23 protein-coding genes, 1 tRNA gene and 1 pseudogene are annotated in these 25,663 nt (G+C 63.2%); 8 read left to right on the top strand and 17 right to left on the bottom strand.

Annotated features, from left to right (window positions below; all coding sequences use genetic code 11):
* Positions 1-6: 6 nt before the first annotated feature.
* A complete protein-coding gene (locus N181_RS00655) occupies positions 7-1,191 on the top strand; it encodes an O-succinylhomoserine sulfhydrylase (RefSeq protein ID WP_014327206.1) in 1,185 nt (394 codons plus the stop codon).
* A gap of 53 nt (positions 1,192-1,244) precedes the next feature.
* Here the strand turns inward: N181_RS00655 and N181_RS00650 are convergent, their stop codons facing one another.
* The gene (locus N181_RS00650) at positions 1,245-1,859 is read right to left on the bottom strand and encodes a CDP-alcohol phosphatidyltransferase family protein (RefSeq protein WP_037391904.1); all 615 of its coding nucleotides are present in this window, start codon (positions 1,857-1,859) and stop codon (positions 1,245-1,247) included.
* Positions 1,860-1,970: 111 nt separating this feature from the next.
* On the opposite strand from N181_RS00650, the gene apaG reads away from it, so the two are divergent.
* Positions 1,971-2,363 carry a Co2+/Mg2+ efflux protein ApaG gene (gene apaG, locus N181_RS00645; protein ID WP_014327204.1) on the top strand — a complete coding sequence of 131 codons (393 nt, stop codon included), beginning with the start codon at positions 1,971-1,973 and terminating at the stop codon, positions 2,361-2,363.
* A gap of 12 nt (positions 2,364-2,375) precedes the next feature.
* Here apaG and N181_RS00640 read toward each other — a convergent pair whose 3' ends face one another.
* The 3 genes from N181_RS00640 to N181_RS00630 form a co-directional block, all read right to left on the bottom strand.
* Entirely contained in the window at positions 2,376-3,371 is a 996-nt protein-coding gene (locus tag N181_RS00640) for an Hsp33 family molecular chaperone (protein ID WP_014327203.1), read from the bottom strand.
* A gap of 286 nt (positions 3,372-3,657) precedes the next feature.
* Positions 3,658-4,575 carry an ornithine carbamoyltransferase gene (gene argF / locus N181_RS00635; RefSeq protein ID WP_060563187.1) on the bottom strand — a complete coding sequence of 306 codons (918 nt, stop codon included), beginning with the start codon at positions 4,573-4,575 and terminating at the stop codon, positions 3,658-3,660.
* A 69-nt stretch (positions 4,576-4,644) separates the two neighbouring features.
* A complete protein-coding gene (locus N181_RS00630; protein WP_014327201.1) occupies positions 4,645-5,844 on the bottom strand; it encodes an aspartate aminotransferase family protein in 1,200 nt (399 codons plus the stop codon).
* Positions 5,845-6,257: 413 nt separating this feature from the next.
* On the opposite strand from N181_RS00630, the gene N181_RS00625 reads away from it, so the two are divergent.
* Positions 6,258-6,776 (top strand): GcrA family cell cycle regulator, encoded by a 519-nt coding sequence (locus N181_RS00625; RefSeq protein WP_037391900.1) that lies wholly within the window; start codon positions 6,258-6,260, stop codon positions 6,774-6,776.
* A 96-nt stretch (positions 6,777-6,872) separates the two neighbouring features.
* Here the strand turns inward: N181_RS00625 and phoB are convergent, their stop codons facing one another.
* From phoB to phoR, 7 genes and pseudogenes are all read right to left on the bottom strand, one after another.
* On the bottom strand, positions 6,873-7,556 hold the full coding sequence (gene phoB / locus N181_RS00620) for a phosphate regulon transcriptional regulator PhoB (protein ID WP_012706736.1): 684 nt from the start codon (positions 7,554-7,556) through the stop codon (positions 6,873-6,875).
* Between the two features lie 49 nt (positions 7,557-7,605).
* The gene (gene phoU, locus N181_RS00615; protein WP_014327199.1) at positions 7,606-8,316 is read right to left on the bottom strand and encodes a phosphate signaling complex protein PhoU; all 711 of its coding nucleotides are present in this window, start codon (positions 8,314-8,316) and stop codon (positions 7,606-7,608) included.
* A 56-nt stretch (positions 8,317-8,372) separates the two neighbouring features.
* A complete protein-coding gene (gene pstB / locus N181_RS00610; RefSeq protein ID WP_014327198.1) occupies positions 8,373-9,188 on the bottom strand; it encodes a phosphate ABC transporter ATP-binding protein PstB in 816 nt (271 codons plus the stop codon).
* Positions 9,189-9,201: 13 nt separating this feature from the next.
* Positions 9,202-10,524, bottom strand: a complete 1,323-nt coding sequence (pstA, locus tag N181_RS00605) for a phosphate ABC transporter permease PstA (RefSeq protein WP_037391897.1) — start codon at positions 10,522-10,524, stop codon at positions 9,202-9,204.
* Positions 10,521-12,004 (bottom strand): annotated as a pseudogene (gene pstC / locus N181_RS00600) (phosphate ABC transporter permease subunit PstC). Before pstC ends, pstA begins: the two are co-directional and overlap by 4 nt.
* A 97-nt stretch (positions 12,005-12,101) precedes the next feature.
* On the bottom strand, positions 12,102-13,136 hold the full coding sequence (locus tag N181_RS00595) for a substrate-binding domain-containing protein (RefSeq protein WP_037391893.1): 1,035 nt from the start codon (positions 13,134-13,136) through the stop codon (positions 12,102-12,104).
* A gap of 193 nt (positions 13,137-13,329) precedes the next feature.
* Positions 13,330-14,589 (bottom strand): phosphate regulon sensor histidine kinase PhoR, encoded by a 1,260-nt coding sequence (gene phoR / locus N181_RS00590; protein ID WP_037391892.1) that lies wholly within the window; start codon positions 14,587-14,589, stop codon positions 13,330-13,332.
* A 286-nt stretch (positions 14,590-14,875) separates the two neighbouring features.
* On the opposite strand from phoR, the gene ppk2 reads away from it, so the two are divergent.
* Positions 14,876-15,778: a polyphosphate kinase 2 gene (gene ppk2 / locus N181_RS00585; protein ID WP_037391890.1), complete on the top strand. Its 903-nt coding sequence runs from the start codon at positions 14,876-14,878 to the stop codon at positions 15,776-15,778.
* A gap of 15 nt (positions 15,779-15,793) precedes the next feature.
* Here the strand turns inward: ppk2 and N181_RS00580 are convergent, their stop codons facing one another.
* Entirely contained in the window at positions 15,794-16,966 is a 1,173-nt protein-coding gene (locus N181_RS00580) for a hypothetical protein (protein WP_037391917.1), read from the bottom strand.
* Between the two features lie 284 nt (positions 16,967-17,250).
* Here N181_RS00580 and N181_RS00575 point away from each other — a divergent pair, with 284 nt between their 5' ends.
* The 4 genes from N181_RS00575 to N181_RS00560 all read left to right on the top strand — a co-directional run bounded on the left by N181_RS00575 (position 17,251) and on the right by N181_RS00560 (position 19,287).
* A complete protein-coding gene (locus tag N181_RS00575; RefSeq protein WP_014327192.1) occupies positions 17,251-18,261 on the top strand; it encodes an NAD(P)H-dependent flavin oxidoreductase in 1,011 nt (336 codons plus the stop codon).
* Between the two features lie 74 nt (positions 18,262-18,335).
* Positions 18,336-18,411 (top strand) — tRNA-Thr (locus N181_RS00570).
* Between the two features lie 227 nt (positions 18,412-18,638).
* Positions 18,639-18,893, top strand: a complete 255-nt coding sequence (locus tag N181_RS00565; RefSeq protein WP_014327150.1) for a type II toxin-antitoxin system RelE family toxin — start codon at positions 18,639-18,641, stop codon at positions 18,891-18,893.
* Positions 18,894-18,954: 61 nt separating this feature from the next.
* A complete protein-coding gene (locus tag N181_RS00560) occupies positions 18,955-19,287 on the top strand; it encodes a helix-turn-helix domain-containing protein (RefSeq protein WP_307726166.1) in 333 nt (110 codons plus the stop codon).
* Between the two features lie 61 nt (positions 19,288-19,348).
* Here N181_RS00560 and N181_RS00555 read toward each other — a convergent pair whose 3' ends face one another.
* From N181_RS00555 to N181_RS00535, 5 genes are all read right to left on the bottom strand, one after another.
* A complete protein-coding gene (locus tag N181_RS00555; RefSeq protein WP_037391841.1) occupies positions 19,349-20,290 on the bottom strand; it encodes a phosphatidate cytidylyltransferase in 942 nt (313 codons plus the stop codon).
* A gap of 7 nt (positions 20,291-20,297) precedes the next feature.
* Complete coding sequence (locus N181_RS00550; protein ID WP_014327147.1) at positions 20,298-20,909, bottom strand: lysophospholipid acyltransferase family protein; 612 nt, start codon at positions 20,907-20,909, stop codon at positions 20,298-20,300.
* Positions 20,906-21,571, bottom strand: coding sequence for a CDP-alcohol phosphatidyltransferase family protein (locus N181_RS00545; RefSeq protein ID WP_014327146.1), 666 nt, complete (start codon positions 21,569-21,571; stop codon positions 20,906-20,908). The genes N181_RS00550 and N181_RS00545 overlap by 4 nt, the downstream gene beginning before the upstream one ends.
* A gap of 85 nt (positions 21,572-21,656) precedes the next feature.
* Positions 21,657-24,341 carry a sensor histidine kinase gene (locus N181_RS00540; protein WP_014327145.1) on the bottom strand — a complete coding sequence of 895 codons (2,685 nt, stop codon included), beginning with the start codon at positions 24,339-24,341 and terminating at the stop codon, positions 21,657-21,659.
* A 105-nt stretch (positions 24,342-24,446) separates the two neighbouring features.
* The gene (locus tag N181_RS00535) at positions 24,447-25,622 is read right to left on the bottom strand and encodes an AI-2E family transporter (protein WP_037391839.1); all 1,176 of its coding nucleotides are present in this window, start codon (positions 25,620-25,622) and stop codon (positions 24,447-24,449) included.
* Positions 25,623-25,663: the final 41 nt, after the last annotated feature.

Raw genomic sequence — 25,663 nt, 5'->3', positions numbered from 1 at the left:
CGTCGCATGAGCAAGACTTGGCGCCCGGCAACCCAACTCGTCCACGGCGGAACCACCCGCTCGCAGCACGGTGAGACCTCCGAAGCGATCTTCCTGACACAGGGCTTCGTCTATGACAGCTCGGAAGCCGCGGAGGCCCGCTTCAAGGGCGAGACCGACGGCTTCATCTATGCCCGCTACGGCAGCCCGACCAACGACATGTTCGAGAAGCGCATGTGCATGCTCGAAGGCGCCGAAGACGCGCGCGCCACGGCGTCGGGCATGGCAGCCGTCTCGGCGGCGATCCTTTGCCAGGTGAAGGCAGGCGACCACATTGTCGCGGCACGCGCCCTGTTCGGCTCCTGCCGCTGGGTCGTGGAAACGCTCGCGCCGAAATACGGCGTCGAATGTACGCTGGTCGACGGCCGCGACCTTGCCAACTGGGAAAAGGCGGTGCGCCCGAACACCAAGGTCTTCTTCCTCGAGAGCCCGACCAACCCTACGCTCGAAGTGATCGACATCGCCGGCGTCGCCAAGCTCGCCAACCAGGTCGGCGCCAAGGTCGTCGTCGACAATGTCTTCGCGACACCGCTCTTCCAGAAGCCGCTGGACCTCGGCGCCCATATCGTCGTCTACTCCGCCACCAAGCATATCGACGGCCAGGGCCGCTGCCTTGGCGGCGTCGTGCTGGCCGACAAGGCGTGGATCGACGAGAACCTACACGACTATTTCCGCCACACCGGCCCGGCCATGTCGCCGTTCAACGCCTGGACGCTGCTGAAGGGCATCGAAACGCTGCCGCTGCGCGTCAAGCAGCAGACGGAAAATGCCCGCCGCATTGCCGACTTCCTCGCCGAGCAGCCACAGGTGGCGCGCGTGATTTATCCGGGTCGCAAGGACCATCCGCAGGCCGACGTCATCGCCAAGCAGATGAGCGGCGGCTCGACGCTGGTCGCCTTCGAACTGAAGGGCGGCAAGGAAGCGGCCTTCGCGCTGCAGAACGCGCTCGACATCGTCAGGATTTCCAACAATCTCGGCGATTCCAAGAGCCTCATCACGCATCCGGCGACGACGACTCACAAGAACCTCTCCGACGAGGCCCGTACCGAACTCGGTATCTCGGCCGGCACGGTGCGCTTCTCGGCCGGCATCGAGGACAGCGACGACCTAGTCGAGGATTTCGCGAAGGCGCTGAAGTCGATCCGGGCCTGATCACGTCGCCGCTTCGGTGATTTTCTAACCGCCCGGGTCCCACGGGCGGTTTTTCATTGCCCGTCGCGAAAGGTGAGGCGCGCCAGAACGATCCGCGACAGGGCGGTGTAGAGGCAGATGACGGCGAAGATCACCGCCAGCACGGGGAACCAGCCCGGAAACAGGCAGCAGGCCAGAAAGAAGGCGATCGTCTCGGTCGCCTCTGCAAGTCCGGTCGTGAAATAGATCGACTTTGCACCGCGGATTTCGGTCGACAGCGCCCGCTTCTCGGCGATCACGGCGAAGGCGAGGAAGCTCGAGCCGTTGACATAGAAGGCAAAGAGCAAGAGCCCGCCGGCAAGGCCGTTCATCGCCGGATCTGCGATGATGAAGGCGAGCGGGATCGCGCCATAGAAGGCGAAGTCGAGGACGATGTCGAGAAAACCGCCGAAATCGGTCTTGCGGCTGGCGCGCGCCACCGCCCCGTCGAGGCCGTCGCAGAGCCGGCTCAACAGGATGAGAACCGCACCCGCGGGATAGGAGTGCAGGGCGATGAGGACGGCCGCGGCGAGCCCCAGACAAAGGCCGCAGACCGTGATCGCATCGGCGCTCAAGCCCCGCTCGGCGAGCGCCACGCCAAGCCGGTTCAGGATAGGATCGAGCTGCCTGCGCACCGCGCCGTCGAGCATGTTCACCCGCCTTGCGTGAAATTCGAAACGACTCGTATAATCTTGCCGTTATTCTTCACGAAACCTTATCGCTGTATGATACTCGAGCAAATTTGAAACAGGATGTCGAACATGTACCGTGCGCTGACTCGCGACATAGAAGTCACGGTGGAGCCGTACTTTCTCGAAGAGCAGTCGGATCCGGACGATAGCCGCTATGTCTGGGGCTACCGCATCGTCATATCGAACCATTCCGAGATCGCGGTTCGGCTGATGACCCGCTATTGGCACATCACCGACGAGAACGGCCAGGTGGACGAGGTGAGCGGTCCAGGCGTCATCGGCGAGCAGCCGCTGCTCAACCCCGGCGACACCTACGAATATTCCTCCGGCTGCCCGCTCGACACGCCATCCGGCGTGATGTTCGGCCACTACAGCATGGAGGCCGAAGACGGGCAGACCTTCAATGTGGCCATCCCCGCCTTCTCGCTCGATTCTCCCGGATTGGTGCGGACGCTGAACTAGCGCGTCTGCCTCCTATTGCGAGCGCACTTCGCTCGCCTCGAAGCGATAGTTCGTGGAGCAGAACTCGCAAGTCACCTTGATCTGGCCGTCCTCGATGCTGTGCTCGATGTCCTCGTCGCTCAATCCCTCCAGAACCTCGCGTATCTTGTCGCGCGAGCAGCTGCAGCGATCATAGACCGCCTGGGGCTGGTAGACCCGCACGCCCCGTTCGTGGAACAGCCGATACAGCAGCCGCTCCGTGCCGACCGTCGGGTCGGTCAGCTCGTCGATATCGATGGTCTCGACCATCACCTTGGCTTCGGCCCAGAGATCGTCCTCGTCGAAGAGCAGGCCGGCGTCGCCGTCATCGCCATCGCCGCCCGGCAGATCCGGCTGGCGCATGCGCTCGGGAGCCTCGGGCAGGAACTGCGCCACCATGCCGCCGGCGCGCCAGCGATGCCGCGGCTTGCCGTTTTCGTCGCGGTCGAGCAGTTCGGCGACGGCGAGACGGACCTTGGTCGGTATCTGTTCCGACTGGCGAAAATAGACCGCTGCGATCTCCTCCAGCGTCGCGCCGTCGAGTGCAACGATGCCCTGGTAGCGCTGCGTGTAGGCGCCCTGGTCGATCGTGAAGGCAAGGATGCCGTTGCCGAGCAGTTCGTGCGGCTGCGTGCGCCCGCCCTTCTCGGCGGCTGCAAGCGCCTCTTCGTCGTAGCGCGCATAGGCGCGAACCCGGTCCGGGGTGGAGAAATCGGCAACGACGAGGTCGACCGGCCCATCGCCCTGGGTCTGGACGATCAGCTTGCCCTCGAACTTGAGCGAGGTTCCGAGCAGGACGGTGAGAACGACCGTCTCGGCGACGAGCCGTGCCACCGGCAGCGGATAACTGTGCCGCTCGAGGATCGCGTCGAGCATCGGGCCGAGCTGCACGGCTCGCCCGCGCACGTCGAGACCTTCGACCTGAAAGGGAACGACGTGATCGTCACCGGCAAAATCGAACTCGCCAAGTCCCGGTGCTGTCTCTGTCATCGTTTGCTCCTTTCTCGCGAACAATGGCCGCAGTGAGGGCGTTGTCTACCCCCGCGCAACCTGCCCGTTGTCCTACTTGATCCCGCCGTGAACGGATTTGTCCAGAAGTCACGTGCTTTTGCCGGCACGCTTTTCCAGCGTACTTCGGCTGGTGGCTCCACGAGCGGCGATGGCCGGCACACCGTACCGGAGCCGCCCCGTATGCAGCCTAGATTGTGTCGAACCTCGCCGGTTTCAATGGTCTCGCTCCTGCGGTGGCTGGCGCCCCGACCAATTCAGCGGCACCTCAGACGACGCCCAGGCACCAGGCGAGGATCGATTTCTGCGCATGCAACCGGTTCTCGGCCGCGTCGAAAACGACGGACTGCGGCCCATCGATGACCTCGTCGGTGACTTCCTCGCCGCGATGCGCCGGCAGGCAATGCATGAACAAGGCTTCCGGCGACGCATGCTTCATCAGCGCCTCGTTGACCTGATAAGGCTGGAAGACATTGTGTCCGCGAGCGCGATGCTCCTGGTTCATCGACACCCAGGTGTCGGTGACGACGCAGTGAGCACCGGCAACCGCCTGCTCCGCCTCATGGCACAGCAGGATTTCACCGCCATTGTTTCGCGCCCAGTTCAGGAACTTGTCCTGCGGCTCGGAGCCGAGCGGCACCGCCATGTTCATCCGATAGCCGAAGCGCGCCGATCCTTCGATCAAGGAATGGAGCACGTTGTTGCCGTCGCCTGTCCAGGCGATCGTCTTGCCTTTGACCGGCCCGCGATGCTCCTCGAAGGTCATGATATCGGCCATGATCTGGCAGGGATGCGTGTCGTCGGTCAGGCCGTTGATAACCGGAACGGTGGCGCGCTCGGCCAATTCCAGCAGGCGGCGATGATCGGTCGTGCGGATCATGATCGCATCGACGTAGCGCGAGAGAACCTTGGCCGTGTCGCCGATCGTCTCGGCGCGGCCGAGCTGCATTTCGGTCCCGGACAGGAACAGCGTCTCGCCGCCAAGCTGCCGCATTCCGACATCGAAGGAGACACGGGTGCGGGTGGACGGCTTCTCGAAGATCATCGCCAGCATCTTGCCGGCAAGCGGCTTCTCTGCCGTTCCGACCTTGGTCGCCGTCTTGCGCAGTCGCGCGTCGTCAATGATCGTGCGCAGGTCGGCGCCCGTCATCGCCGAAAGATCGAGAAAATGTCTGGTGGCGGTCATCGTGCTGTATTTCCTGTCGTAAACCGGTAATCGACCATGCTTTCGGGCCGCGTGCAACCCGTCGCGATCTCAAGCCGCGGCCGTGCCGCTGGCGGCCCGGACCGCTTCGGCGGCGCGCTCAAGTCGTGCCAGCCCCTCTCGTGCCTCACCGGCAGTGGTGATCAACGGGGGCAACAGCCGCAACACGTTTTCGCCGGCCGGCACGGCAAGCAGCTTCTCGGCCCGGATCGCCTTGAGCACGTCGGCGCACGGCACCTTGGCCTTGATACCGAGCATCAGCCCGTCGCCGCGGATCTCCTCGATCACATCCGGGAAGCGGTCCTTGAGCGAGGCGAGCCCCTGCCGGAAGACGAGCGCCACGTCGCGGACATTCTCCAAGAAGCCTTCCGCGAGGACGACGTCGAGCACGGCATTGCCGACCGCCATCGCCAGCGGGTTGCCGCCATAGGTCGAGCCATGGGTGCCGGCCACCATCCCGGCGGCCGCCGCCTCCGTCGCCAGGCAGGCGCCGAGCGGGAAGCCGCCGCCAATGCCCTTGGCAACAGCCATGATATCCGGCCTGATGCCGGACCATTCATGGGCGAAGAGCTTGCCCGTGCGGCCGACGCCGCACTGGACCTCGTCGAGGATCAGCAGCAGGCCGTACTCGTCGCAAAGCGAGCGCAGTTCCTGCATGAACTCTTTCGTGGCCAGGCGAATGCCGCCTTCCCCCTGGATCGGCTCGATCAGGATCGCGGCGGTCTCGTCGTTGATAGCGTTCTTGACGGCGGCGATGTCGCCGAACGGCACCTGATAGAAGCCCGGAGCCTTCGGCCCGAATCCCTCGATATACTTCTGCTGGCCACCGGCGGCGATCGTCGCGATAGTACGGCCGTGGAAGGCACCTTCGAAGGTGATGACGTGGAACCGCTCCGGGTGCCCCTTGGCAAAATGATAGCGGCGTGCCGTCTTGATCGCGCATTCGAGCGCTTCGGCACCGGAGTTGGTGAAGAACACCCGGTCGGCGAAGGTCACGGCCGTCAGCCGCCGCGCCAGGCTCTCCTGGCCGGGAACGTCGTAGAGATTGGAGACGTGCCAGAGCTTCTCGGCCTGCCCCTTCAAAGCCTCGACGAGATGGGGATGGGCATGGCCGAGCGAATTGACTGCAACGCCGGCTGCGAAATCGAGATAGCGCGTGCCGTCTTCGGCGATCAGCCAGACGCCCTCGCCTCGCTCGAAACGCAACGGCGCACGCAGATAGGTGTCGTAGAGCGGCGTTGTCGCGGCCATGGTCAGCGTCTCCTTCGTCGTCGGCATCGCTACCGGACTATCAGCCCGATAAAAATCAAAAATGCCGCCTTTCGGCGGCGCAGGCACTATTCCCATTTCGCGGCGCCATGTCAACAAAACCAAGGCTTGCGAGGGGTTCCGCGAGACAGATTCCGCAATGCGAAAAAATCGCCCGGCGGGGCTTGCAAAAATGCAACTATCCGACAGCAAGTTGGGGAAAACTGCGAAATCGATTCGGCGCGATTCCGGCGACTCTTGCCACGGAGTCACCCTGCCGGTAGGTTAATATTCAATTACTAGACGCATGCGGCGGACCTAGTCACCAAAATAGTTATCGCGTTGCAACTCCGGGGCTTTTCCGGAGAACGGTGATGGATTCTGCCATCCCAACGCCGAGAACGGGGAGTGCAGAGATGAACTGGACTGACGAGCGGGTTGAAAAGCTGAAGAAGCTTTGGTCGGAAGGCCTGAGCGCGAGTCAAATCGCGGCGCAGCTGGGAGGCGTCAGTCGTAACGCAGTCATCGGCAAGGTTCATCGCTTGAGCCTGCCCGGCCGCGCCAAGGCGGGCGGAACGACCGCAGCGGCTCGTCCCAAGCGGGCGACTTCGGCGCCGCGTGCCCCGAATTACGCTACGCGCGCCGTCACCCGGACCGTCACCCGCACTGCCGGCGCGACCGTGCTCAAGGAAGAGGTCGCCGTCGACCTGGTGGCTGAGCGGGAGCTCTCCGTCGACACGAACATCATCGTGCCGATGTCGCGCCGGCTGGAGCTCACCCAGCTCACCGAGCGGACCTGCAAATGGCCGATCGGCGACCCGCTCAAGGAAGAATTCCACTTCTGCGGCAACGACTCGCCGGAATCCTCGCCCTATTGCAGCTACCACGCGCGGCTCGCCTACCAGCCCTCGGCCGAGCGGCGGCGGATGCGCTGACGGCTGGATCAGAGTTGAAGAAACCACGAAGGGGCCGAATAGGCCCCTTCTCTCTTTGGACATCCGACCGTAGCCAGCCGGACGACAGCGTAAGCCTCAGCTCTCCAGCGAATAGCCGGCGCCGCGCACAGTCCGGATCACGTCGGGCATATTGGAGAAGTTCAGGGCCTTGCGCAGCCGGCCGACATGGACGTCGACCGTACGCTCATCGACATAGATGTCGTGTCCCCAGACGCCGTCGAGCAGTTGCGAACGCGAGAACACACGGCCCGGCGAGGACATCAGGAACTCGAGGAGCCGGAACTCCGTCGGACCGAGCCGCACTTCGCGGCTGCGGCGATGCACGCGATGCGTCTCGCGGTCGAGCTCGATGTCGCCGCAGCGAAGCACCGTCGACAGCACCTCCGGCTTGGCGCGCCTGAGCATCGCCTTCACCCGCGCCATCAGTTCCGGCGTCGAGAACGGCTTGACGACATAGTCGTCGGCACCGGTCGCGAGCCCGCGCACCCGTTCGCTTTCCTCGCCGCGCGCCGTCAGCATGATGATCGGCAGCCGCTCGGTCTCCGGCCGCTGGCGCAGCCTGCGGCAAAGCTCGATGCCGGAGACGCCGGGCAGCATCCAGTCGAGGATCAGAAGGTCGGGCAGGCGTTCCTGCAGGCGGATCTCCGCCTCGTCGCCGCGAAGGATCGTATCGACCTCGAAGCCCTCGGCCTCGAGATTGTAGCGCAGCAATACGCTGAGCGCCTCCTCGTCCTCGACAACTGCTATCTTCGGCAACATGCAGTTACGACTCCTTGCCTAGATTCATGGATTGGAGGGCACCCGAGCCTCAGTCGGTGACGGAACCCAGCGTCGACGTCATGTCGTCTTTCGGCCGTTCGCCCTGCGGCTGGGCGCCCGTCGCCATGTAGTAGATCGTCTCGGCGATGTTGGTCGCGTGGTCGCCGATCCGCTCGATGTTCTTGGCGCAGAAGAGAAGATGCGTGCAGGGCGTGATGTTGCGCGGATCTTCCATCATGTAGGTCAAGAGTTCACGGAACAGCGACGTGTAGATCGCATCGATCTCTTCGTCGCGCTCGCGGATGCTGTTGGCCTTTTCCGGCGAGCGCGAGGCGTAGACGTCGAGGACTTCCTTGAGCTGCACCAGGGCGAGTTCGGCAAGATGCTCGAGGCCGCGCGCCAGCTTGCGTGGGATGCCGGAGCCGGCAACCGCAATGACGCGTTTGGCGGTGTTCTTGCCCAGATCGCCGACGCGCTCCAGATCGGCCGCGATCCGGATCGATCCCATGATCTCGCGGAGATCCGCGGCCATGGGCTGACGCTTGGCGATGGTGACGATCGCCTTTTCGCCGATCTGGCGCTCGGCGTCGTCAAGGATCGTGTCATCCGAAATGACCTTCTGGGCGAGCGCCAGGTCGGAGTTCACGAGAGCCCGGACGGAGTCCGCCACCATCTGTTCGGCGAGCCCTCCCATCTCGGAAATCCGGCGGGTGAGATATTTCAGCTCTTCATCATAGATGGAGGTGATATGGGTGGACATGATCGTCGATCCTTGCAGGCGCGTTCAGGGTTGGCGTTGGGACACGGCTTCCGGCATCAGCCGAAGCGGCCCATGATGTAGTCCTGGGTGCGCTGGTCATCCGGATTGGTGAACATCTTGTCGGTATCGTTCTCCTCGACAAGATTGCCGAGGTGGAACATGGCGGTGCGCTGGGAAACGCGGGCCGCCTGCTGCATCGAATGGGTCACGATGACGATGGTGAAATTGGCGCGCAGCTCGTGAATGAGCTCTTCGACCTTGGCCGTGGCGATCGGATCGAGCGCCGAACAGGGCTCGTCCATGAGGATCACTTCCGGGCTGACGGCGACGGCACGGGCGATGCAAAGGCGCTGCTGCTGGCCGCCGGAAAGACCGGTTCCCGGCTCCTGCAGGCGGTCCTTCACCTCGTTCCACAGACCCGCCTTCTGCAGGCTGGTTTCGACGACCTCGTCGAAATCGGCCTTCGAGCGGGCGAGACCGTGGATGCGCGGGCCGTAGGAAACGTTCTCATAGATCGACTTCGGGAACGGATTGGGCTTCTGAAAGACCATGCCGACGCGAGCGCGCAGTTCCACCACGTCGATAGACGGATCGTAGATGTCGTCCTCGTCGAGGGTGATCCGACCGGTGACGCGGCAATTCTCGATCGTGTCGTTCATGCGGTTCAGCGTGCGCAGGAAGGTCGACTTGCCGCAGCCCGACGGACCGATGAGCGCCGTCACGGTATTCTCGCGGATATTCAGGTTGACGTCGAAGAGCGCGCGCTTCTCGCCGTAATAAACCGACACATCCTTGCCGATCATCTTTAAGGGCACTGTGTTCATTTTCTGATCCAGAGCTTTCTCGACTGCAGCTTCCGACATGATGTTCATAGTCCTTACCCCACTACCAGCGACGCTCAAAGCGGCGCCGCAAGAGAATTGCGCCCAGGTTCATGAAGACGAGGAAGATCAGGAGAATGATGATCGCCCCGGATGTGCGCTCGACAAAGGCGCGCTCCGCCTCGTTCGCCCACATGTAGATTTGCACCGGCAGCGCCGTGGACGGCTCCAGCGGCGATCCCGGAAAATCGACGACGAAGGCGACCATGCCGATCAAGAGCAGGGGCGCGGTTTCGCCGAGGGCGTGCGCAAGGCCGATGATCGTTCCGGTCAGGATGCCGGGCATGGCAAGCGGCAGCACGTGGTGGAAAATCGTCTGCATCTTCGATGCGCCGAGACCGAGCGCAGCGGAACGGATTGACGGCGGCACGGCCTTCAGTGCCGCCCGCGTGGCGATGATGATCGTCGGCAACGTCATCAGCGTCAGCACGAAACCGCCGACCAGCGCGGCCGAACGCGGCATGCCGGCAAAGTTTATAAAGACGGCGAGTCCGAGAAGGCCGTAGACGATCGAGGGCACGGCGGCGAGATTGTTGATGTTGACTTCGATCAGGTCGGTGAGCCGGTTCTTCGGTGCGAACTCCTCGAGATAGATCGAGGCGGCCACGCCGATCGGCAGCGACAGAACCAGAACGATCAGCATCATGTAGAGAGAGCCGATCAGGGCGACGCCAACGCCGGCAGCTTCCGGACGACTCGATGCGCCGAAGCTGAAGATGCCGGTGTTGAAGCTCTTCTTGAGTACGCCCGCATCAGCGAGCTGGTTCATCCAGGCAACCTGCTGGTCCTTGACCTTGCGGTTGGTCTCAGCGACCGACAGGTCGATCTGTCCCTTGAAGGCGGAATCGATGTTCGCCTCGGCAAGCAGCGTCACCGGCACCGTCTTGCCGATGATCGACGGATCGGCGACGACCATGTCGCGCAGCTGGGTGCGCGCGCTGGCGGAGACCATGTCGGTCGCCTGCTTGACCTGAGGCCGCTTCGTCGCATCGAGCCCGAGTTGCTTAACGAGCGCATCGCGGACGAGCAACGGATAGTTGGCGGTCATCAGCTGCTTGGCGTCGGTCGAGCGCTCGTTTTTAGGATCGATGACCTTCTCGGAAAACTCGATCGGCAGTGTGATCGTCGTCTGCAGGAAGGCCGTGTAGCCATTCGAGACGACCGTCGAGAGCAGGAGCGCGAGGAAGAGCAGACCGAGGGTGATGGCGCTGATGCCATAGACCCGGAAACGGCGCTCCGCAGCATAGCGGCGCTTGATACCGATGTCGCGGCGGGTTTCGGCAGGACGGGTGGAGACCCTTACCGTCGGGGAAGCAAGGTCGGTCATTCGTACTGTTCCCGATATTTGCGCACGATATAGAGCGCGTAGATGTTGAGGCAGAGCGTGATGACGAAGAGCGTGATGCCGAGCGCGAAGGCGACCAACGTCTGGGGCGAGGTGAACTCCAGGTCACCCGTCAGTTGGTGAACGATCTTCACCGTTACCGTCGTCATCGGCTCGAAAGGCGTCAGTTGCATGCGCGCCGCCACGCCCGCTGCAAGCACGACGATCATCGTCTCGCCAACCGCGCGGGATGCCGTCAGGAGCAGCGCACCGACAATGCCAGGCAGGGCTGCGGGCAGGATGACCTTCTTCACCGTCTCCGAGCGCGTCGCGCCGAGACCGAGCGAGCCGTCACGCAACGCGCGGGGGACCTGCGTGATGATATCATCCGAGAGCGACGATACGAAAGGGATCAGCATGATGCCCATGACGATACCAGCCGTCAGGACGCTCTGCGCCTGGATAAAGTTCTGGTAGTTGCCGGTGAGGAGGCCGTTCAGTTGCGTCGAGATATCGCGCAGGAACGGTCCGACCGTGACGAGCGCAAAGAAGCCATAGACGATCGTCGGGATGCCGGCGAGCACCTCGAGGAGCGGCTTCGCCGTCGAACGCAGCCGCGGGCTTGCGTATTCAGCCATGTAGATCGCCGCGAAAAGACCAATGGGCACGGCAAACAGCATGGCGACGAAGGCGATGTAAAGTGTACCGCCGAGCAGCGGCAGGAGACCGAACTGGCCCGAAGCGTCGCCGCTGCCGGCTGCCGCGAAACGCGGGTCCCATACCGTACCGAAGAAGAACTCGACCGGCGACACCATGCTGAAGAAGCGGCCCGCCTCCGACAACATCGAAGCGACGATACCGATGGTGGTGAGAATGGCGATCGACGAGGAACAATCAGCGAAGCGAGCATCACGCGTTCCACCTGATTGCGGGCGCGGAACCGGGTGGTGATGTTGCGGATGGCGTACAGGCCGCCAGCAACGGCAACGAGCAGCACGGCGGCGCTCATCAGCCAGCGACTATAGGTCCGCATGGCGTTGAACTGCTGGGCAGCCGCGATCATGTACGGTTCGCCTTCACCTGCCAGCGCTACACCCTTGGCGGCAAGCGTTTCGCGCAGGTTGGCCGAACCATTTTCAAGCGAAGCGAGTTCGGAGGCGTCCAGGCGAAGGAGACCGCCGGCAACTGACTTCACCTGACCGAGCGCGAGTTGAACCGTTGCCGCGCCCTGGCTCTTTACCGTCTCGGGAAGAGACGAACGGACACTGGAATCGATGTAAAGCGGCGATGCGACCAGCCATGCGCCAAGCACAAGGGCCGCCGGCAACATCGCCCATATGGCGACATAGCTGCCATGGTAGCCGGGCAAGGAGTGCAGGTCCGCGAATCTACCGGCGGACTGCGCGAGCGAGCGCGCACGGCCGGCAAAATAAGCAAAGAAACCAATCAAAGCTATGATCAAAAGAAGGAGCGAAGTACTCATCGGCACGTCTCCCCGGCAAAGACCGCCATGGCCACCGGCAAATCGGATGAATGCAGGCCCCGGCGCAACGCAAGGTCGCGCCGGGGCGTGTCTTTGATTAAAGCATGTTGCCGGCTTCGAAAGCCTTGCGGATTTCTTCGCGCTCGGCGTCCGGAGCAGCAACTAGGCCGTATTCGGCGAGCGGGCTGTCAGGGCCGATCATCTGGTCGTCGATGAAGAATTCGACATATTCCTTGAGGCCCGGAACAACGCCCATATGCGCCTTCTTGACGTAGAAGAACAGCGGGCGGGAAACCGGATATTCGCCGGAAGCGATCGTCTCGGTCGAGGGCACGATGCCGTTGACGGTCGCTACCTTCAGCTTGTCGGCGTTGTTTTCATAGAACGAAAGACCGAAGACGCCGATGCCGCTCTTGTTGGAGGCGATGCGGGCCAGCGTTTCGGTGTAGTCGCCATCGATGTCGACGGCGAGGCCGTCCTTGCGCACGGCAACGCACTTGCTGTGCTGCTGCTTTTCATCGCTGACGGCAGCCTTGATGACGTCCTGAGCGCCGGAGGCCTTGCAGCCTGCAGCGAGAATCTTCTCTTCGAAGACTTCACGCGTGCCGTGCTTTTGACCCGGGATGTAGGCGGCGATTTCGGCGTCCGGCAGCGAAGCGTCGACTTCCGACCACTTCTTGTAGGGGTTGGCGGCGAGCTTGCCGTCGACGACGACTTCAGCGGCGAGCGCCTTGTAGAGGTGTTCCGGCTTGAGGGCGAGGTCGGCATTGCCGGCGTCCGTCGCGAAGACGATGCCGTCATAACCGATCTTGACTTCCTGGATTTCGGTTACGCCGGCGGCCTTGCAGGCTTCGACTTCGCTGTCCTTGATCTTGCGCGAGGAGTTGGCGATGTCGATGGTGTCTTCGCCGACGCCCTTGCAGAATTCCTTTAGGCCGGCGGAAGAGCCGCCAGACTCGACGACCGGGGTCTTGAAGTCCGGGAACGTCTCGCCAAAGGTTTCGGCGACGATCTTTGCATAGGGAAGAACGGTCGAGGAGCCAGCGACCTGGATCTGGTCGCGAGCCGCTGCGGCACCGGCGAAAGCGGCGGATGCAACCAGCGCCGCTACAGTAAGCTTAAGGACTTTCATAGATGTTCTCCCGGAGTGGGCTCGTGTTGGTGCGCTAAGGATCCAGCGCTCTCATCGCCGTCTGATCGGCTGCCCTAGTTAGCCGCCGATGGCTACAGGTTTTATGTCAGTTCGATGAAACATTTATGACAGTCTATGCCGTTGAATATATTGTGATATTTCTGATAATCTCAGCCGTCGGATCGCTTTTGTGTCAGAAGCGGACCGTAAAGACCGTGCCTTTGCCGACCTCGGAATGAATGAGCAGGCGGGCGCGGTGGCGTGTCAGGATGTGCTTGACGATGGCAAGCCCAAGTCCGGTCCCCTTTTTCGAGCGACTCGCCTCCACATTGACCCGGTAAAAACGCTCGGTAATTCGCGGCACATGCTCGGCCGGGATGCCCGGACCGTAGTCGCTGACCGTGGCCTCCGCTTGCCCGCCTTTGCCGGTCAGCCGCACGTCGACCTTCTTGCCTTCCTGGCCATATTTGCAGGCGTTCTCGATGAGATTTTCGAAGACCTCGATCAGTTCGTCGCGGTCGCCCTGGACGAAGACCGGCTCCTCGGGCACGTCGAGGGAGATTGTCACGTCGAGATCGCTGGCCAGCGGCTGAAGGCTGTCGCGCACGTGCCCGAGCAGCGGCACCAGGTCGACCGAGTCTTCCGGGGCAATGTGCGACTTCAGTTCCAGCCGCGACAAAGACAGGAGATCGTCGACGAGGCGGCTCATGCGGGTGACCTGTTCGTGCATGATGCCGAAGAATTTCTGCTGCGCCTTCGTGTCGTTCTTCGCCGGCCCTTCCAGCGTCTCGATGAAGCCGCGCAGCGAAGCGAGCGGGGTGCGCAGCTCGTGGCTGGCATTGGCGACGAAGTCAGATCGCATCCGGTCGATGCGGCGGGTCTGCGAGATGTCGCGATAGGTCAGCAGGAAGACCCGTCCGCTTTGAACATCGCCGCCGATATCCGCCGGGGCGACGCGCACGACATAGACCGCATCCGAAGGCAGGCGTTCAGAATGCTCGATCTGATTGACCTTGCCCGTCGCGATGGTCTCACGCACCATGTCGAGTATTCCGGGAGAGCGGACGCGCGCTGAAAGATAGCTTTCCGGGGGGATTGTGCCGAAGACCTTCTCAGCGGCGGTGTTCTGGAAAAGCACGGTCTCGTCCGCGGCGATGACGAGCACCGGCATATCGAGCGCATTCAGCACGGGGATCAACGAGTCGGTTCGCGTCTCCGTTACCCTCGGCGCCGCCTCCGGCATCGGCTCTGCCGATGGGATACTTCGTTTGAGAAGGGCTGCCACGAGGACGATCCAGAAGGGAAGCACCGCCAGGATATGGATACCGGCGAGGGCGGCGAGGACGGCAAGCACGATGGAGAGGCCGAGAATCCCGCGCTCTGCCTTCAGTTTCGGCTTGAGGCCCTGCCAGAACACCTTCGCGCCATCCAAGACGATACCCTCGCTCTCCAATTTGCCGCCTCCTGAACCATGGGGAACGTCGCGCCACTTGATACAAGCGTGGCGGTACCCGCGAAGGTGGAGAGGTCCCGGCCGGAAATCGCCTCAAGCATTCCGGCCAACCACTCCGGCCACGAGGGCAGAGATAGCGGCGCTTCATGACATGATTTTCACGACATGCTTGAATCTGCAATGTAATTATGGCCTCCTCCACTGCATCCAAAATGCCAGCGACCTTTGCGGCCCTGAAACGCCGCACGGCGCTGTAGCGAAATCGACGTCAACGGGAGGAAGGCACATGGCCCTCGAACAGGCACCAGCTGCGGGCGCGCCGGGAAGCCGGGCGGTCGAGCTTGCGATCGGCGGCAAGGCGCGGGAGTTCGACATCGACAATCCGGACCTGCCGAAATGGATCGACGACGATGCCTTTTCCTCCGACGACTACCCTTACGACAAGAAGCTCAGCGAGGAGGAATACGAGGAAACGCTGACGAAACTGCAGATCGAGCTCGTCAAGGTCCAGTTCTGGATGCAGGAAACCGGCAAGCGCGTCATGGCCGTCTTCGAGGGGCGCGATGCAGCCGGCAAGGGCGGCGCGATCCATGCGACGACCGCCTATATGAACCCCCGTTCCGCGCGCGTCGTGGCACTCACCAAACCCACCGAGACCGAACGTGGACAATGGTATTTCCAGCGCTATGTCTCGACCTTTCCTACGGCCGGCGAATTCGTTCTCTTCGACCGTTCCTGGTACAACCGCGCCGGCGTGGAGCCGGTGATGGGCTTCTGCACGCCGGATCAATACGAACATTTCCTGAAGGAGACGCCGCGTTTCGAGAAAATGGTCGTCAACGAGGGCATCCAGCTCTTCAAGTTCTGGCTCAATATCGGCCGGGAGATGCAATTGAAGCGGTTTCACGACCGCCGGCACGATCCGCTGAAGATCTGGAAACTGTCGCCGATGGACATAGCGGCGCTGACGAAATGGGACGACTACACCGACAAGCGCGACCGGATGCTGAAGGCAACGCATACGGACCATGCACCCTGGACCGTCATCCGCGGCAACGACAAGCGCCGCGCCCGGATCAACCTGATCCGTCACATGCTCGTAAAGCTCGATTACGACGGCAAGGACAAGACGGCGATCGGCAAGGTGGACGACAAGATCATCGGCTCCGGACCCGGCTTCCTCAGGTGATCGCGCGACGCCGGCTCATTGTCCCGGCAGCACGCGGATGGCGAAGAGGTCCAGACTGTTGCCGGCGCCGCTGACGTCGCTGTTGATCAGCAATTTCCCGGAACTGCCCGGCGCAAGACCATCCTCGAAGCCGATCTTGAACAGCATGTCGACGCGCTCGTCATGCGCGGTGAAGCGATGACGACCGCAGGCGCCAAGCGCCGCGAAATCACACTCGACGGAGAACTCCGTCGTGTTGCCCGGAAGCGCCTGGACGCTCAGCGCCAGCGTCGACGACTTGCCCGAGAGCTTGGCAAGCACATCGGCGGGAATGTCGATCGCCACCTCGCCGTCCTTCGACGCAGCCGCCGACGTCAACCGGATCCGTTCGCCACCGTCGTCGTCGAAGGGCTCGGCCTTGGCGCGGGCGGCCGGTGTGACAGCCGCCGCATCCGTCGGCGCGAAGATCTCGATCCACTCGCCTGAGAAACCTTCTTGCGCGCCGAGGGTCGGCAACCCGGCCGCGCCGGGAAAGTCCTCGCTCTCCACGACGGCCGGCGGATTGGCGACGTTGGTGTCGCGCTCGGCGGGCGATTTCAAGAGGTCGTTGGTCTCTACCCACCAGACACCCGCCCCGACCGCCGCGGCAAGCGTGGCGACGACCATGAGGAAGGAGAGAAACCGGCCGCGCCGGCGCTTGCGGGGACGCTTGTCGGCAACACCCAGATCCGGCGCGATCGAGCCGGACCTTGCCACGTCGGCGGTTTTTTCGCCATCGGTCACGGGCTGTGCGGCAGGCGTCGGGCCGTCGCGCTCCGGGCGCAGGGCGCCAAGCGCGCCGAGACCGCCGTCCGCGGTCGACGCCGGCCGCGCCTCCGCCTGGAAGCCCGGCTCCTGCCGCGCCGCGGCGGCCGCGCCGGCAGGCGCCGAGCCCGCGACATCGCCCTTGGCTTTCACGTCTGCGAGGCTGACGACCGGGGAGGCGACCCGCGCCTTCAAGGCCGCACGCTCCTCCGTCTCGATCGCGTGAATGACCGCCTCCAACCGGTGGCGCTGCTTGGCGATGATTTCCGGGTCCTCGATTTCCTGCTTCTTCAGGCCATTTTCCAACGCCTGGCGGGCCGACTGATAGATCCGCGCGCGGACTTCCGCATTGCTCCGCTCCGAGCGTTCCAGTGCATTCCTGATCGCCGTCTCGAGTCCGCTCACATCCAATCCTTCTGCACACCGAAGCCTTACGCCGCCAAAGGGCAGACGCTTGGCGGGCCACGCCTCTTCCCGCGGCACGCCATTGGTTTTATTAACGATTGGGTAACCGCTGCTTGCGGAATCTGCAAGTCCGCCGGCGCTGCCGGCCGGTCTTGCCCCGGGGAAAAGGCGCTCGACCCGTCAAATTCCGCGGCGAAAGACCGCTCTTTGCAAGCGCGGCCATTGCTGCTATCTACATTGACGTTTACGCAAACGTCAAAAAAACTGGGATGGAGAGAGACCCGATGCCGTTGCCGCCCATTCTGTCCGGAACGACGAGACTGCCGGTCGTCGGCGCACCGCTTTTCATCGTCTCGCATCCCCGGCTGACGATTGCACAATGCAAGGCAGGCATCATCGGCGCATTTCCGGCCTTGAACGCCCGCCCGCAGGCGCAACTCGACGAATGGCTCGCCGAGATCACCGAAACGCTCGCCGACCACACCATCAAGCACCCCGACCGGCCGGCGGCACCCTTTGCCGTCAACCAGATCGTCCACAAGTCGAACACCCGGCTCGAGCAGGACCTGATGCTCTGCGTCAAATACAAGGTGCCGATCGTCATCTCCTCGCTTGGCGCCGTCCCGGAGGTCAACGCCGCGATCCACTCCTATGGCGGCATCGTGCTGCATGACGTCATCAACAACCGCCATGCGAACTCCGCGATCCGCAAGGGAGCCGACGGGCTGATTGCGGTTGCCGCGGGTGCCGGCGGCCATGCCGGGACGCTGTCGCCCTTCGCGCTCATCCAGGAAATCCGCGCCTGGTTCGATGGGCCGCTGCTGCTCTCCGGCGCGATCGCCACCGGCGACGCGATCCTCGGGGCGCAAGCGATGGGCGCCGACATGGCCTATATCGGCTCCCCCTTCATCGCCACCGAAGAGGCCCGCGCCAGCGATGCCTACAAGCAGATGATCGTCGACAGCAACGCCGCCGACATCGTCTATTCCAACTATTTCACCGGCATTCACGGCAACTACCTGAAGGCCTCGATCCGCGCCGCCGGCATGGATCCGGACGGCCTGCCGGAAGCCGACCCGTCAAAGATGGATTTCGGCAACGCCGTCGACGGGGCCAAGGCCTGGAAGGACATCTGGGGCTGCGGCCAGGGTATCGGCGCCATCCGCGAGATCAGCACGGTCGCGCAACTGGTCGACCGGCTGGAGCGCGAATACGACGCCGCCCGCGCCCGCCTCGGGCTCGCTTTCCCGCCCGCCCTCGACGCGCCGAAGGAATTTTCAAGTTCTCGAAACTGATGGCTTGAAATCTCGGCGCTTTGCGTTTATCAGCGCCTCACATTCGTTCCGCGGCCACCGCGGAATGTCTTTATGCCGCTTTAGCTCAGTCGGTAGAGCACATCATTCGTAATGATGGGGTCACGTGTTCGAGTCACGTAAGCGGCACCATTTTCCTATTTAATTTCAAGACGTTGTGCGCAATGCCTGTCGAGGCTTTCGGACCACCGCTCATCGTGGAACCACATTGGAACCAATGGAGCACCAAGGCATTTGCGCCGCAATCCCGGGTCATGACGCCAAGGCAATCAGTGGTTCTCGGCGAAATCGTCTGACCCATGTTAGCTAAATGCAAACATTTGATTGCGCAAATGTTTGCATTTAGCTAACATGTAAACATGAAAACGATCCGGTACACCCGTGAAGCGCTGAAAACCTTGACACAAATTCCCGCGAACGTTGCCAAGCGGATCCGCTCGAAAATCGAGCAATATGCATCGGACCCGGCAAGTCTCGCTAACAACATCAAGGCACTGAAAGGGTTGCAAGGTACACATCGGCTTCGGGTCGGAGACTGGCGCGTTATCTTTACGGAAGACGGCGAAATCATCGCCATCAAGAAGATCGCCCCGCGCGGCGGCGCATACGACTAGGAGGGCCTACCCCATGGTACTACAGTTCATCACTACCCCGGCCGGCGACCGAATGGTCGTCATGGCCGAGGACGAATACAAGATGCTTTTGCATGCCGCAGAGGCTGCCGAGGACGCCGAAGACGTCGCGGACGTAAAGCGGATCAATGAGCGCCTAGCTCGCGGCGAAGAAGAGTTGATCCCCGCCGATATCGTCAACCGCATCCTTGATGGCGAAAGCAAGGTGAAGGTCTGGCGCGAGTACAGGAAACTAACCCTCCGAGAACTCGCGGCCAAGGTCGATATCAGCCCGGCGTACCTTTCTCAAATCGAGGGCGGCAGCCGCGACGGCACCTTTGAGACGATGAAGAAGATAGCGGCCGCTCTCGGTATCACGGTGGACGAACTCGCATAAACGGGATGCAAGGGCTTGTGACTCGCGGAACTTCTGAAGCGCCTCAAGCTTGCTAGGAGCTTCACGTATAAAAATACCGCGTCAGATGAAAGAACACCGGCGCCGCGAAGCTCAGCGAATCCATGCGATCGAGCACGCCGCCATGGCCGGATATCGTCGTGCCCCAGTCCTTGACCCCCATCGAGCGCTTGACGGCCGACAGCGACAGGCCGCCGAGAAAGCCCATGGCGACGATGGCGAGCGCCATGGCCGCGGCCCCAAGCGGCGTGAACGGTGTTATCCACCAGAGGCCGGCCCCGGCGGCGACGGCGGTGAGGCCGCCGCCGACCAGGCCTTCGACGGTTTTCGAGGGGCTGACGACGGGCGCCACCTTCGTCCGGCCAAACAGCTTGCCGAAGACGTATTGCATCACGTCGCTGAACTGCGCGACGGTGATCAGGAAGAACAGCAGCAGAAAACCCTCGCGCGGACGGCCGGGGATGTCGAGCGTCAACAGGGCCGGCGCGTGGCTGATGCAGTAGACCGTCAGCATCAGGCCCCATTGGATGCGCGACACCCGGAGCAGGAACTGCTCGGCGTCGCCCTTCAGCGCCGCAAGGCTCGGAAGGAGAAGGAAACCATAGACGGGTATCAGGATCGTGAAGAGCGCGTACCAGTCGGTCCAGATCAGCCAGTACTGAAGCGGTAGCAGCACGTAGAAGGCGGCGACCAGCGGCAGGTGATCCGCACCGCGCGTCGGCGTCAGCGAAATGAATTCGCGCAGCGTATAGAAGGAGGTGAGCGCGAAAAGCACCACGGTGACGCCCCGGCCGAGGCCGAAGCTCAACGCGAAGATCGCCACCATCACCCACCAGGCCTTGATGCGGGCGTTGAGATTGTCGACCGTCGCCCGGCCGTTCTCGGAGGTCACCTTGCGTGACAATGCGAAGCCGATCGCCGAGGCGATGCCGAGCAGCGCGCAAATTCCGCCGAAGAGAATGAACAGCTTGTCGGTCAACGACATGGCAGCCTCATAGAACCGGATCCGAAGCCAACGCACCGACGGCGGCGCGGGCGCGTTCGAGGAACGCCTCCTTCTCTTCCCCGGGACGTCTGAGGAGCGGTGCGCCGAAGCGAACCGTGCAACTGATCGGAACCGGCAGGAAGGTTCCCTTGGGGAAGGCGCGCGAGGGATTGTCCAGATAGGTCGGGATCAGTTCGACCTCCGGGAATTCCTGCGACAGCCAGTAGAGACCGCTCTTGAACGGCCCCGGCAGACGCTCGGTGCCGCGCGTGCCCTCGGGAAAGAGAACGAGCGACTCGCCCTCGGCGAGCACGCCGCGCAAGGGGGCGAGCGCCGCGCCGGGCGGACCCTGCGTGGCACGATCGACAAGCACGGCATTCAACACCTTGAGCGCAATGTGGCGCCGGACCTTGCCCCTGCCCCAATAATCCGCGGCGGCGATCGGATGGGTTGTGCCGCGCAACGGTCGTGGCAGGGCCGACCAGATCAGCAGCGTGTCGAGATGGCTGGCGTGATTGGCGAAATAGATGCGCTGGCGCGTCTCCGGCGAGGCACCGATCCATTGCGCCTGCCCGCCGACGATGAACCGCGTGAGGCCAATCAACACCAGATCGATCACGGTTTTGCGGCTCCCGGGATGCGCGAGACGATCGCCCGGGTGCGGGTCCAGCAGGTAAAGAGCGCCCCGGCCAGGATGATCCACCCGGTGGAATAAAGCACGAAGCGCTCCGTCGTCAGCAGTGCCTCACCGAGCGCCAGAACGCAGGCAAGGCTCATCAGTGCCATGCGGTGCTGCTTGGCCATGGGACCGCGAAAGTCTTGGGCCTGGCCGAGCGATCCGCCGAAGACCCGCACATAGGCCGTCAGCGCCGCGGCAAGGGCACCCGCCCAGCCGAGCCAGCCGACGCCGGCGGCGTAGCCGAGCGCGACGATCAGCAGCGTGTCGGCAATGCGATCAGGAAACTCGTTGTAGAGCGCGCCGACCGGCGAGCCGCGGCCGCCCTCGACCGCCACCATGCCGTCAAGGAGATTGCAGAGCAGCCGCACCTGGATACCGGCGACGGCGACAAGATAAAGGAGCGGCCATCGCGTCGCGAAGACGAGAGCAGCGGCGCCGATCGCGGCGAAGCCGATGCTCAGCAGCGAAATCTCGTTCGGCGTGATCGACGTCTTGAGGAGCAGCCCCGTCAAGCGGCGTGCGAAGCCGCTGTCGCGCGCCGCAATGGGGCGCCGGTCCGCGCCCGGTCTGTCAGCCTCTCCGCCGTCCGAAGGGACACTCATGTTCGTTGAATCCGGCCCATACAAATCTATGATTGCAGTCCGTCATAAAACAACTTCACGGCAATGGCTATATGGCGGCCTCGCCTCAGTTCGAGGGCTCCGCTTCGGCAGCCGGGAAGCGCATGGAAATCCGCGTGCCGCGGCGGCGCAGCGCCGGGCTCTCCGCTTTGATGTGCCCGCCCATCGCCTCGACGAAGCCCTTGCTGATCGAAAGGCCGAGGCCCGTGCCGAGCGAGCGGCTGTCCGGCTTGCCCTTGCGGAAGAACTTGTCGAAGACGTGCTCGAGATCGGCGGGCGCGATGCCCTTGCCGAGATCGGTCACCGACAGCACGACCTCGTCGCCCTGCCGCCGGGCATAGATGCTGACGGGTTCGTCGCCGCCGAACCGGTCGGCATTGTCGAGCAGATTGAAGAGGACCTGCCCGAGCAAGACGCTGTCACCGCGCATCGATGGCAGGCCCGCGGCGATGCTGGTCTCGAAAACGCGGCCGGGAAAATATTTCCGCGCCCGTTCCACGGCGTCATGCACCACTTCCGCCACATCGACCCAATCGCGCCTGGCATTGATCGTCCCCGCCTCGAGCCGGGTCATGTCGAGCAGATTGGCGACGAAGTGCGTCAGCCTGCCGCTTTCCTCCTCGATCGAGTTCAGAAGGTCCTCCCGGTCTTCACATGGCATACCGTCGCCAAGCTGGCGGAGGTTCGTCACCGCGCCGCTGATCGTCGCCAAGGGCGTCGTGAGGTCGTGGGAGAGCGACGAAAGCAGGGCGGCACGGAACTTTTCGCCTTCGAGCTGGGCGGCCTGATCGAGGCTTTCACGCGACAGCCGCGCGCGATCGACGGCGATGGCGGTCTGGTCGAGGATCGCCGCAAGGGCCCGTTCCTCGTTGATGTCGAGGGGGCTGTCCTCCTGCAGGAAGCCACAAACGCCAACGACGCCATGCGGGCTCGTGAGCGGCCTGAACTGAAAGGGGATGTTCGGCAGCGTGCCGGTGTCGTTGCCGGCCGCCTCCTTCTTCTCGAAAGCCCAGCGCGCCGCCATCATGTCGCTGACGCTGAGTTCGGTGTCCGGCGGCCAGGCCACGCTCAAGACGAGATCCCCGTCCTCCGGCAGCAACATGACGGCGTTGCGCCTCAGCGTCGATTGCATGTGGGTGACGGCCGCCCACAGCACGTCTTCGGCGTTGGCGGTGCCGGAAAGCTTGCGGGAGAAGTCGTAGAGTGCCTGGGTTGCCGTCGCCCGGCCTCTGGCAGTTTTCGCCTGCTCGCGAATGCGCGAGGCAAGGCCGCCGGCGAGCGCCGCGGCAGCCAGGAAGACAAGAAGCGCGAAGACCTCGTGCGGCTCGGCCACCGTGAATGTGCCGACCGGCTCGATGAAAAAGAAGTTATAGGCGACAACGGAAAGCAGCGCGGCCGCCAGAGCCGCGAAGTAACCGGCATAGACTGCCGAGGCGAGCACTGCGAGAAGGTAGAGAAGCGAGATATTCTGCAGGATGATGAAGTGCTCGATCAGCACGCCGAGCACCGTCGCCAGCCCGACGGTGCCGCCGGCTATGCCAAGCGCTCGACCCAACCGTTCCGGCAGCCGCCGCTTGCCTCTCCACCTTGGCTTGGCGGCCGGCTCGATCTTGCCGGTAACGAGATGAATACCGATCCCCGCCACGCGCTTGGCCAGCGCATCGGGCAAGGAAGCGCGGAACAGGCTCAGCGGGAACCGGTGGCGCCGCGCGCCGATGACGATTTGCGTCGCATTCTCGCGCCGTGCAAGCTTCAGGATTTCTTCGACGAAATCGCTGCCGACGACCCGACGCGTTTCGGCCCCCAGTTGCTCGGCAAGGCGGAAGGTCTCGTCGAGGTGCCGCATCGCCTCGCCGTCGGCCGCCTCGCGATCCGCACGCTCGATGGAAACGACGATCCAATCGGCATTGAGGCCCGAGGCTAGCCGGCTTGCCGTCCTCACCACCTTTTCCGACAGCGGGTCCGGGCCGATGCAAACGAGGAGCCTTTCGCTGGCCGGCCAGGGACCCTCTATGGCGTTCTGCTTGAGGTAGTCGACCATCTGGTCGTCGACCCGGTCGGCGGTGCGCCTCAGCGCCAACTCGCGCAGCGCCGTCAGATTGCCGAGCCGGAAGAAATTGTCCACGGCCCGCTTGGCATTGTCGGGCAGGTAGACCTTGCCTTCCTTCAGCCGGTCGATCAGTTCGGCCGGCGGCAGGTCCACCAGCAGCACCTCGTCGGCACGGTTCAGAACCGTGTCCGGTATGCGCTCGCGCACGGGCACGCCGGCAATCTGGACGACGATGTCCGACAGGCTTTCGAGGTGCTGAATATTGAGCGCCGTCCAGACATCGATGCCGGCATCCACCAGTTCCTCGATATCCTGGTAGCGCTTGGGATGACGGCTCTCGCCGAAATTCGTGTGGGCGAGTTCATCGACGACAATGATCCGCGGATGGCGCGCCAATGCGGCATCGAGATCGAATTCGTGGAGGGTACGGCCGCCATGAGCGACTTCGCGGCGCGGCAAGACCTCGAGCCCTTCGAGCAGAACCGCGGTTTCGCTCCGTCCGTGGGTCTCGACAAGTCCGATGACGATGTCGGTGCCCTGTGCCTTGAGACGCTGCGCCCGCATCAGCATGGCGTAAGTCTTGCCGACGCCGGGGGCGGCGCCGAGGAATACCGTCAGCTTCCCTCGCCCGCCCTTTTCGGCCAGCGCAAGCAGGGCATCGGGATCGGGGCGGCTTGCCGGGTCACGATCAATCTCGGGCATGCAATCTCTCGAACTCGGTCCTTAGAGAAGTTTCACTCCTACGACGCTGGCATGCGGCCCGACGGTGCCTCCGAAGAGGCAGGATCGGCCCGCAGGCTGGCGATCCTATTTTGCGGCGATGTCGACCCTGGAGATCGGCTTTGCCGTCGGCTCCGGCTGGTTCGTTACCTCGTGCATCCACTCCCGCCAGATCGCGACGAGCAGCGCCATCAGCACCGGACCGACGAAAAGACCAAGAAAACCCATCGTCTTGACGCCGCCGACAAGGCCGAAAAAGGTCGGCAGGAAGGGCAGCTTGATCGGGCCGCCGACGAGCCTCGGACGCAGCGTCTTGTCGACGATGAAGAGCTCCGTCGTACCCCAGATGAAGAGCGCCACGCCTTGGAAGGGCGAGCCGCTTGCTACCAGATAGATCGACACGAGAGTGAAGCAGAGCGGTGCGCCGCCCGGAATGAGCGCCATCAGGCCGGTGATGATGCCGAGCGTCACGGGGGAAGGCACGCCGGCCAGCCAGTAGGCGACGCCGAGAACGATGCCTTCGCCGATCGCGATGATGCCCATGCCGGTCACGGTCGAGCTGATGGTGAGCGGCACGACACGCGACAGGCGTTCCCAGCGCATCGGGAAAATCTGCTCGCCGAGCCGATCGAGCTGCTTCGAGAAGGAATGGCCGTCACGATAGACGAAGAACAGCGTGATCAGCATGAAGAGCAGTGTCAGGAAGGACTGGAAGGCAGAGGCGCCGATCACCAGGACACCGCGGTAGATGTTGCCGATATTGGAGCCGCTGACAAGCTGGACCAGTTCGCCAAGCGCGCCCGGATGCCCGACATATTTCACCCATTGCTGACCAAGCCAGGCACCCGCCACCGGGATGGTCGTCAGCCAGGCCGGGACCGGCGCCCCGTTAACGTTGGTTTCCACCGCCCAGACGAGCCAGTCGCGCACCTCGTCCACCGCATAGGCCGCGGCGATCGAGATGGGCACGACGATAAAGGCGATAACGGAAACGATGGCAATGGTCGCCGCCAAGGTGCGATTGCCGTTCAGGGCCTGAAGCAGCCGACGGTAGATGGGCCAGCTCGCAAAGCCGATGACGACGGCGGCAAGCACCGGCACGACGAAGCCATGGAAGAAATAGACGCCAGCCAGCAGGATGAGGACGAGCATCCAGCGGGCCGCCGAGATCGGCAGGACGAGGGCCGAGCGCGAATGGGCAGGCTGCCCGAAGAGCCGCGGCTCCACCGGGGGATTTTCTCGCTCACGATTGCCCAATTGCACCTGTAGTCCTCCGTCTTTCAAGAACCTTACAACAATCCCGC

The organism is Sinorhizobium fredii USDA 205 (genome assembly GCF_001461695.1).
Classification (GTDB): domain Bacteria; phylum Pseudomonadota; class Alphaproteobacteria; order Rhizobiales; family Rhizobiaceae; genus Sinorhizobium; species Sinorhizobium fredii.
The sequence above is the reverse complement of the archived record's forward strand: the minus strand, read 5'-3'. Positions and strand labels throughout refer to the sequence as shown.

Coding starts and splice junctions, on each gene's coding strand:
- apaG (WP_014327204.1), top strand. CDS start 1,971: ATGTACCGTGCGCTGACTCGCGACATAGAAGTCACGGTGGAGCCGTAC.
- phoB (WP_012706736.1), bottom strand. CDS start 7,556: ATGTTGCCGAAGATAGCAGTTGTCGAGGACGAGGAGGCGCTCAGCGTA.
- N181_RS00630 (WP_014327201.1), bottom strand. CDS start 5,844: ATGGCCGCGACAACGCCGCTCTACGACACCTATCTGCGTGCGCCGTTG.
- N181_RS00655 (WP_014327206.1), top strand. CDS start 7: ATGAGCAAGACTTGGCGCCCGGCAACCCAACTCGTCCACGGCGGAACC.
- pstB (WP_014327198.1), bottom strand. CDS start 9,188: ATGAACATCATGTCGGAAGCTGCAGTCGAGAAAGCTCTGGATCAGAAA.
- argF (WP_060563187.1), bottom strand. CDS start 4,575: ATGACCGCCACCAGACATTTTCTCGATCTTTCGGCGATGACGGGCGCC.
- N181_RS00650 (WP_037391904.1), bottom strand. CDS start 1,859: ATGCTCGACGGCGCGGTGCGCAGGCAGCTCGATCCTATCCTGAACCGG.
- N181_RS00560 (WP_307726166.1), top strand. CDS start 18,955: ATGGCCGAGGACGAATACAAGATGCTTTTGCATGCCGCAGAGGCTGCC.
- N181_RS00625 (WP_037391900.1), top strand. CDS start 6,258: ATGAACTGGACTGACGAGCGGGTTGAAAAGCTGAAGAAGCTTTGGTCG.
- N181_RS00540 (WP_014327145.1), bottom strand. CDS start 24,341: ATGCCCGAGATTGATCGTGACCCGGCAAGCCGCCCCGATCCCGATGCC.
- N181_RS00575 (WP_014327192.1), top strand. CDS start 17,251: ATGCCGTTGCCGCCCATTCTGTCCGGAACGACGAGACTGCCGGTCGTC.
- phoU (WP_014327199.1), bottom strand. CDS start 8,316: ATGTCCACCCATATCACCTCCATCTATGATGAAGAGCTGAAATATCTC.
- ppk2 (WP_037391890.1), top strand. CDS start 14,876: ATGGCCCTCGAACAGGCACCAGCTGCGGGCGCGCCGGGAAGCCGGGCG.
- N181_RS00640 (WP_014327203.1), bottom strand. CDS start 3,371: ATGACAGAGACAGCACCGGGACTTGGCGAGTTCGATTTTGCCGGTGAC.
- N181_RS00545 (WP_014327146.1), bottom strand. CDS start 21,571: ATGAGTGTCCCTTCGGACGGCGGAGAGGCTGACAGACCGGGCGCGGAC.
- N181_RS00555 (WP_037391841.1), bottom strand. CDS start 20,290: ATGTCGTTGACCGACAAGCTGTTCATTCTCTTCGGCGGAATTTGCGCG.
- N181_RS00595 (WP_037391893.1), bottom strand. CDS start 13,136: ATGAAAGTCCTTAAGCTTACTGTAGCGGCGCTGGTTGCATCCGCCGCT.
- pstA (WP_037391897.1), bottom strand. CDS start 10,524: ATGACCGACCTTGCTTCCCCGACGGTAAGGGTCTCCACCCGTCCTGCC.
- N181_RS00565 (WP_014327150.1), top strand. CDS start 18,639: ATGAAAACGATCCGGTACACCCGTGAAGCGCTGAAAACCTTGACACAA.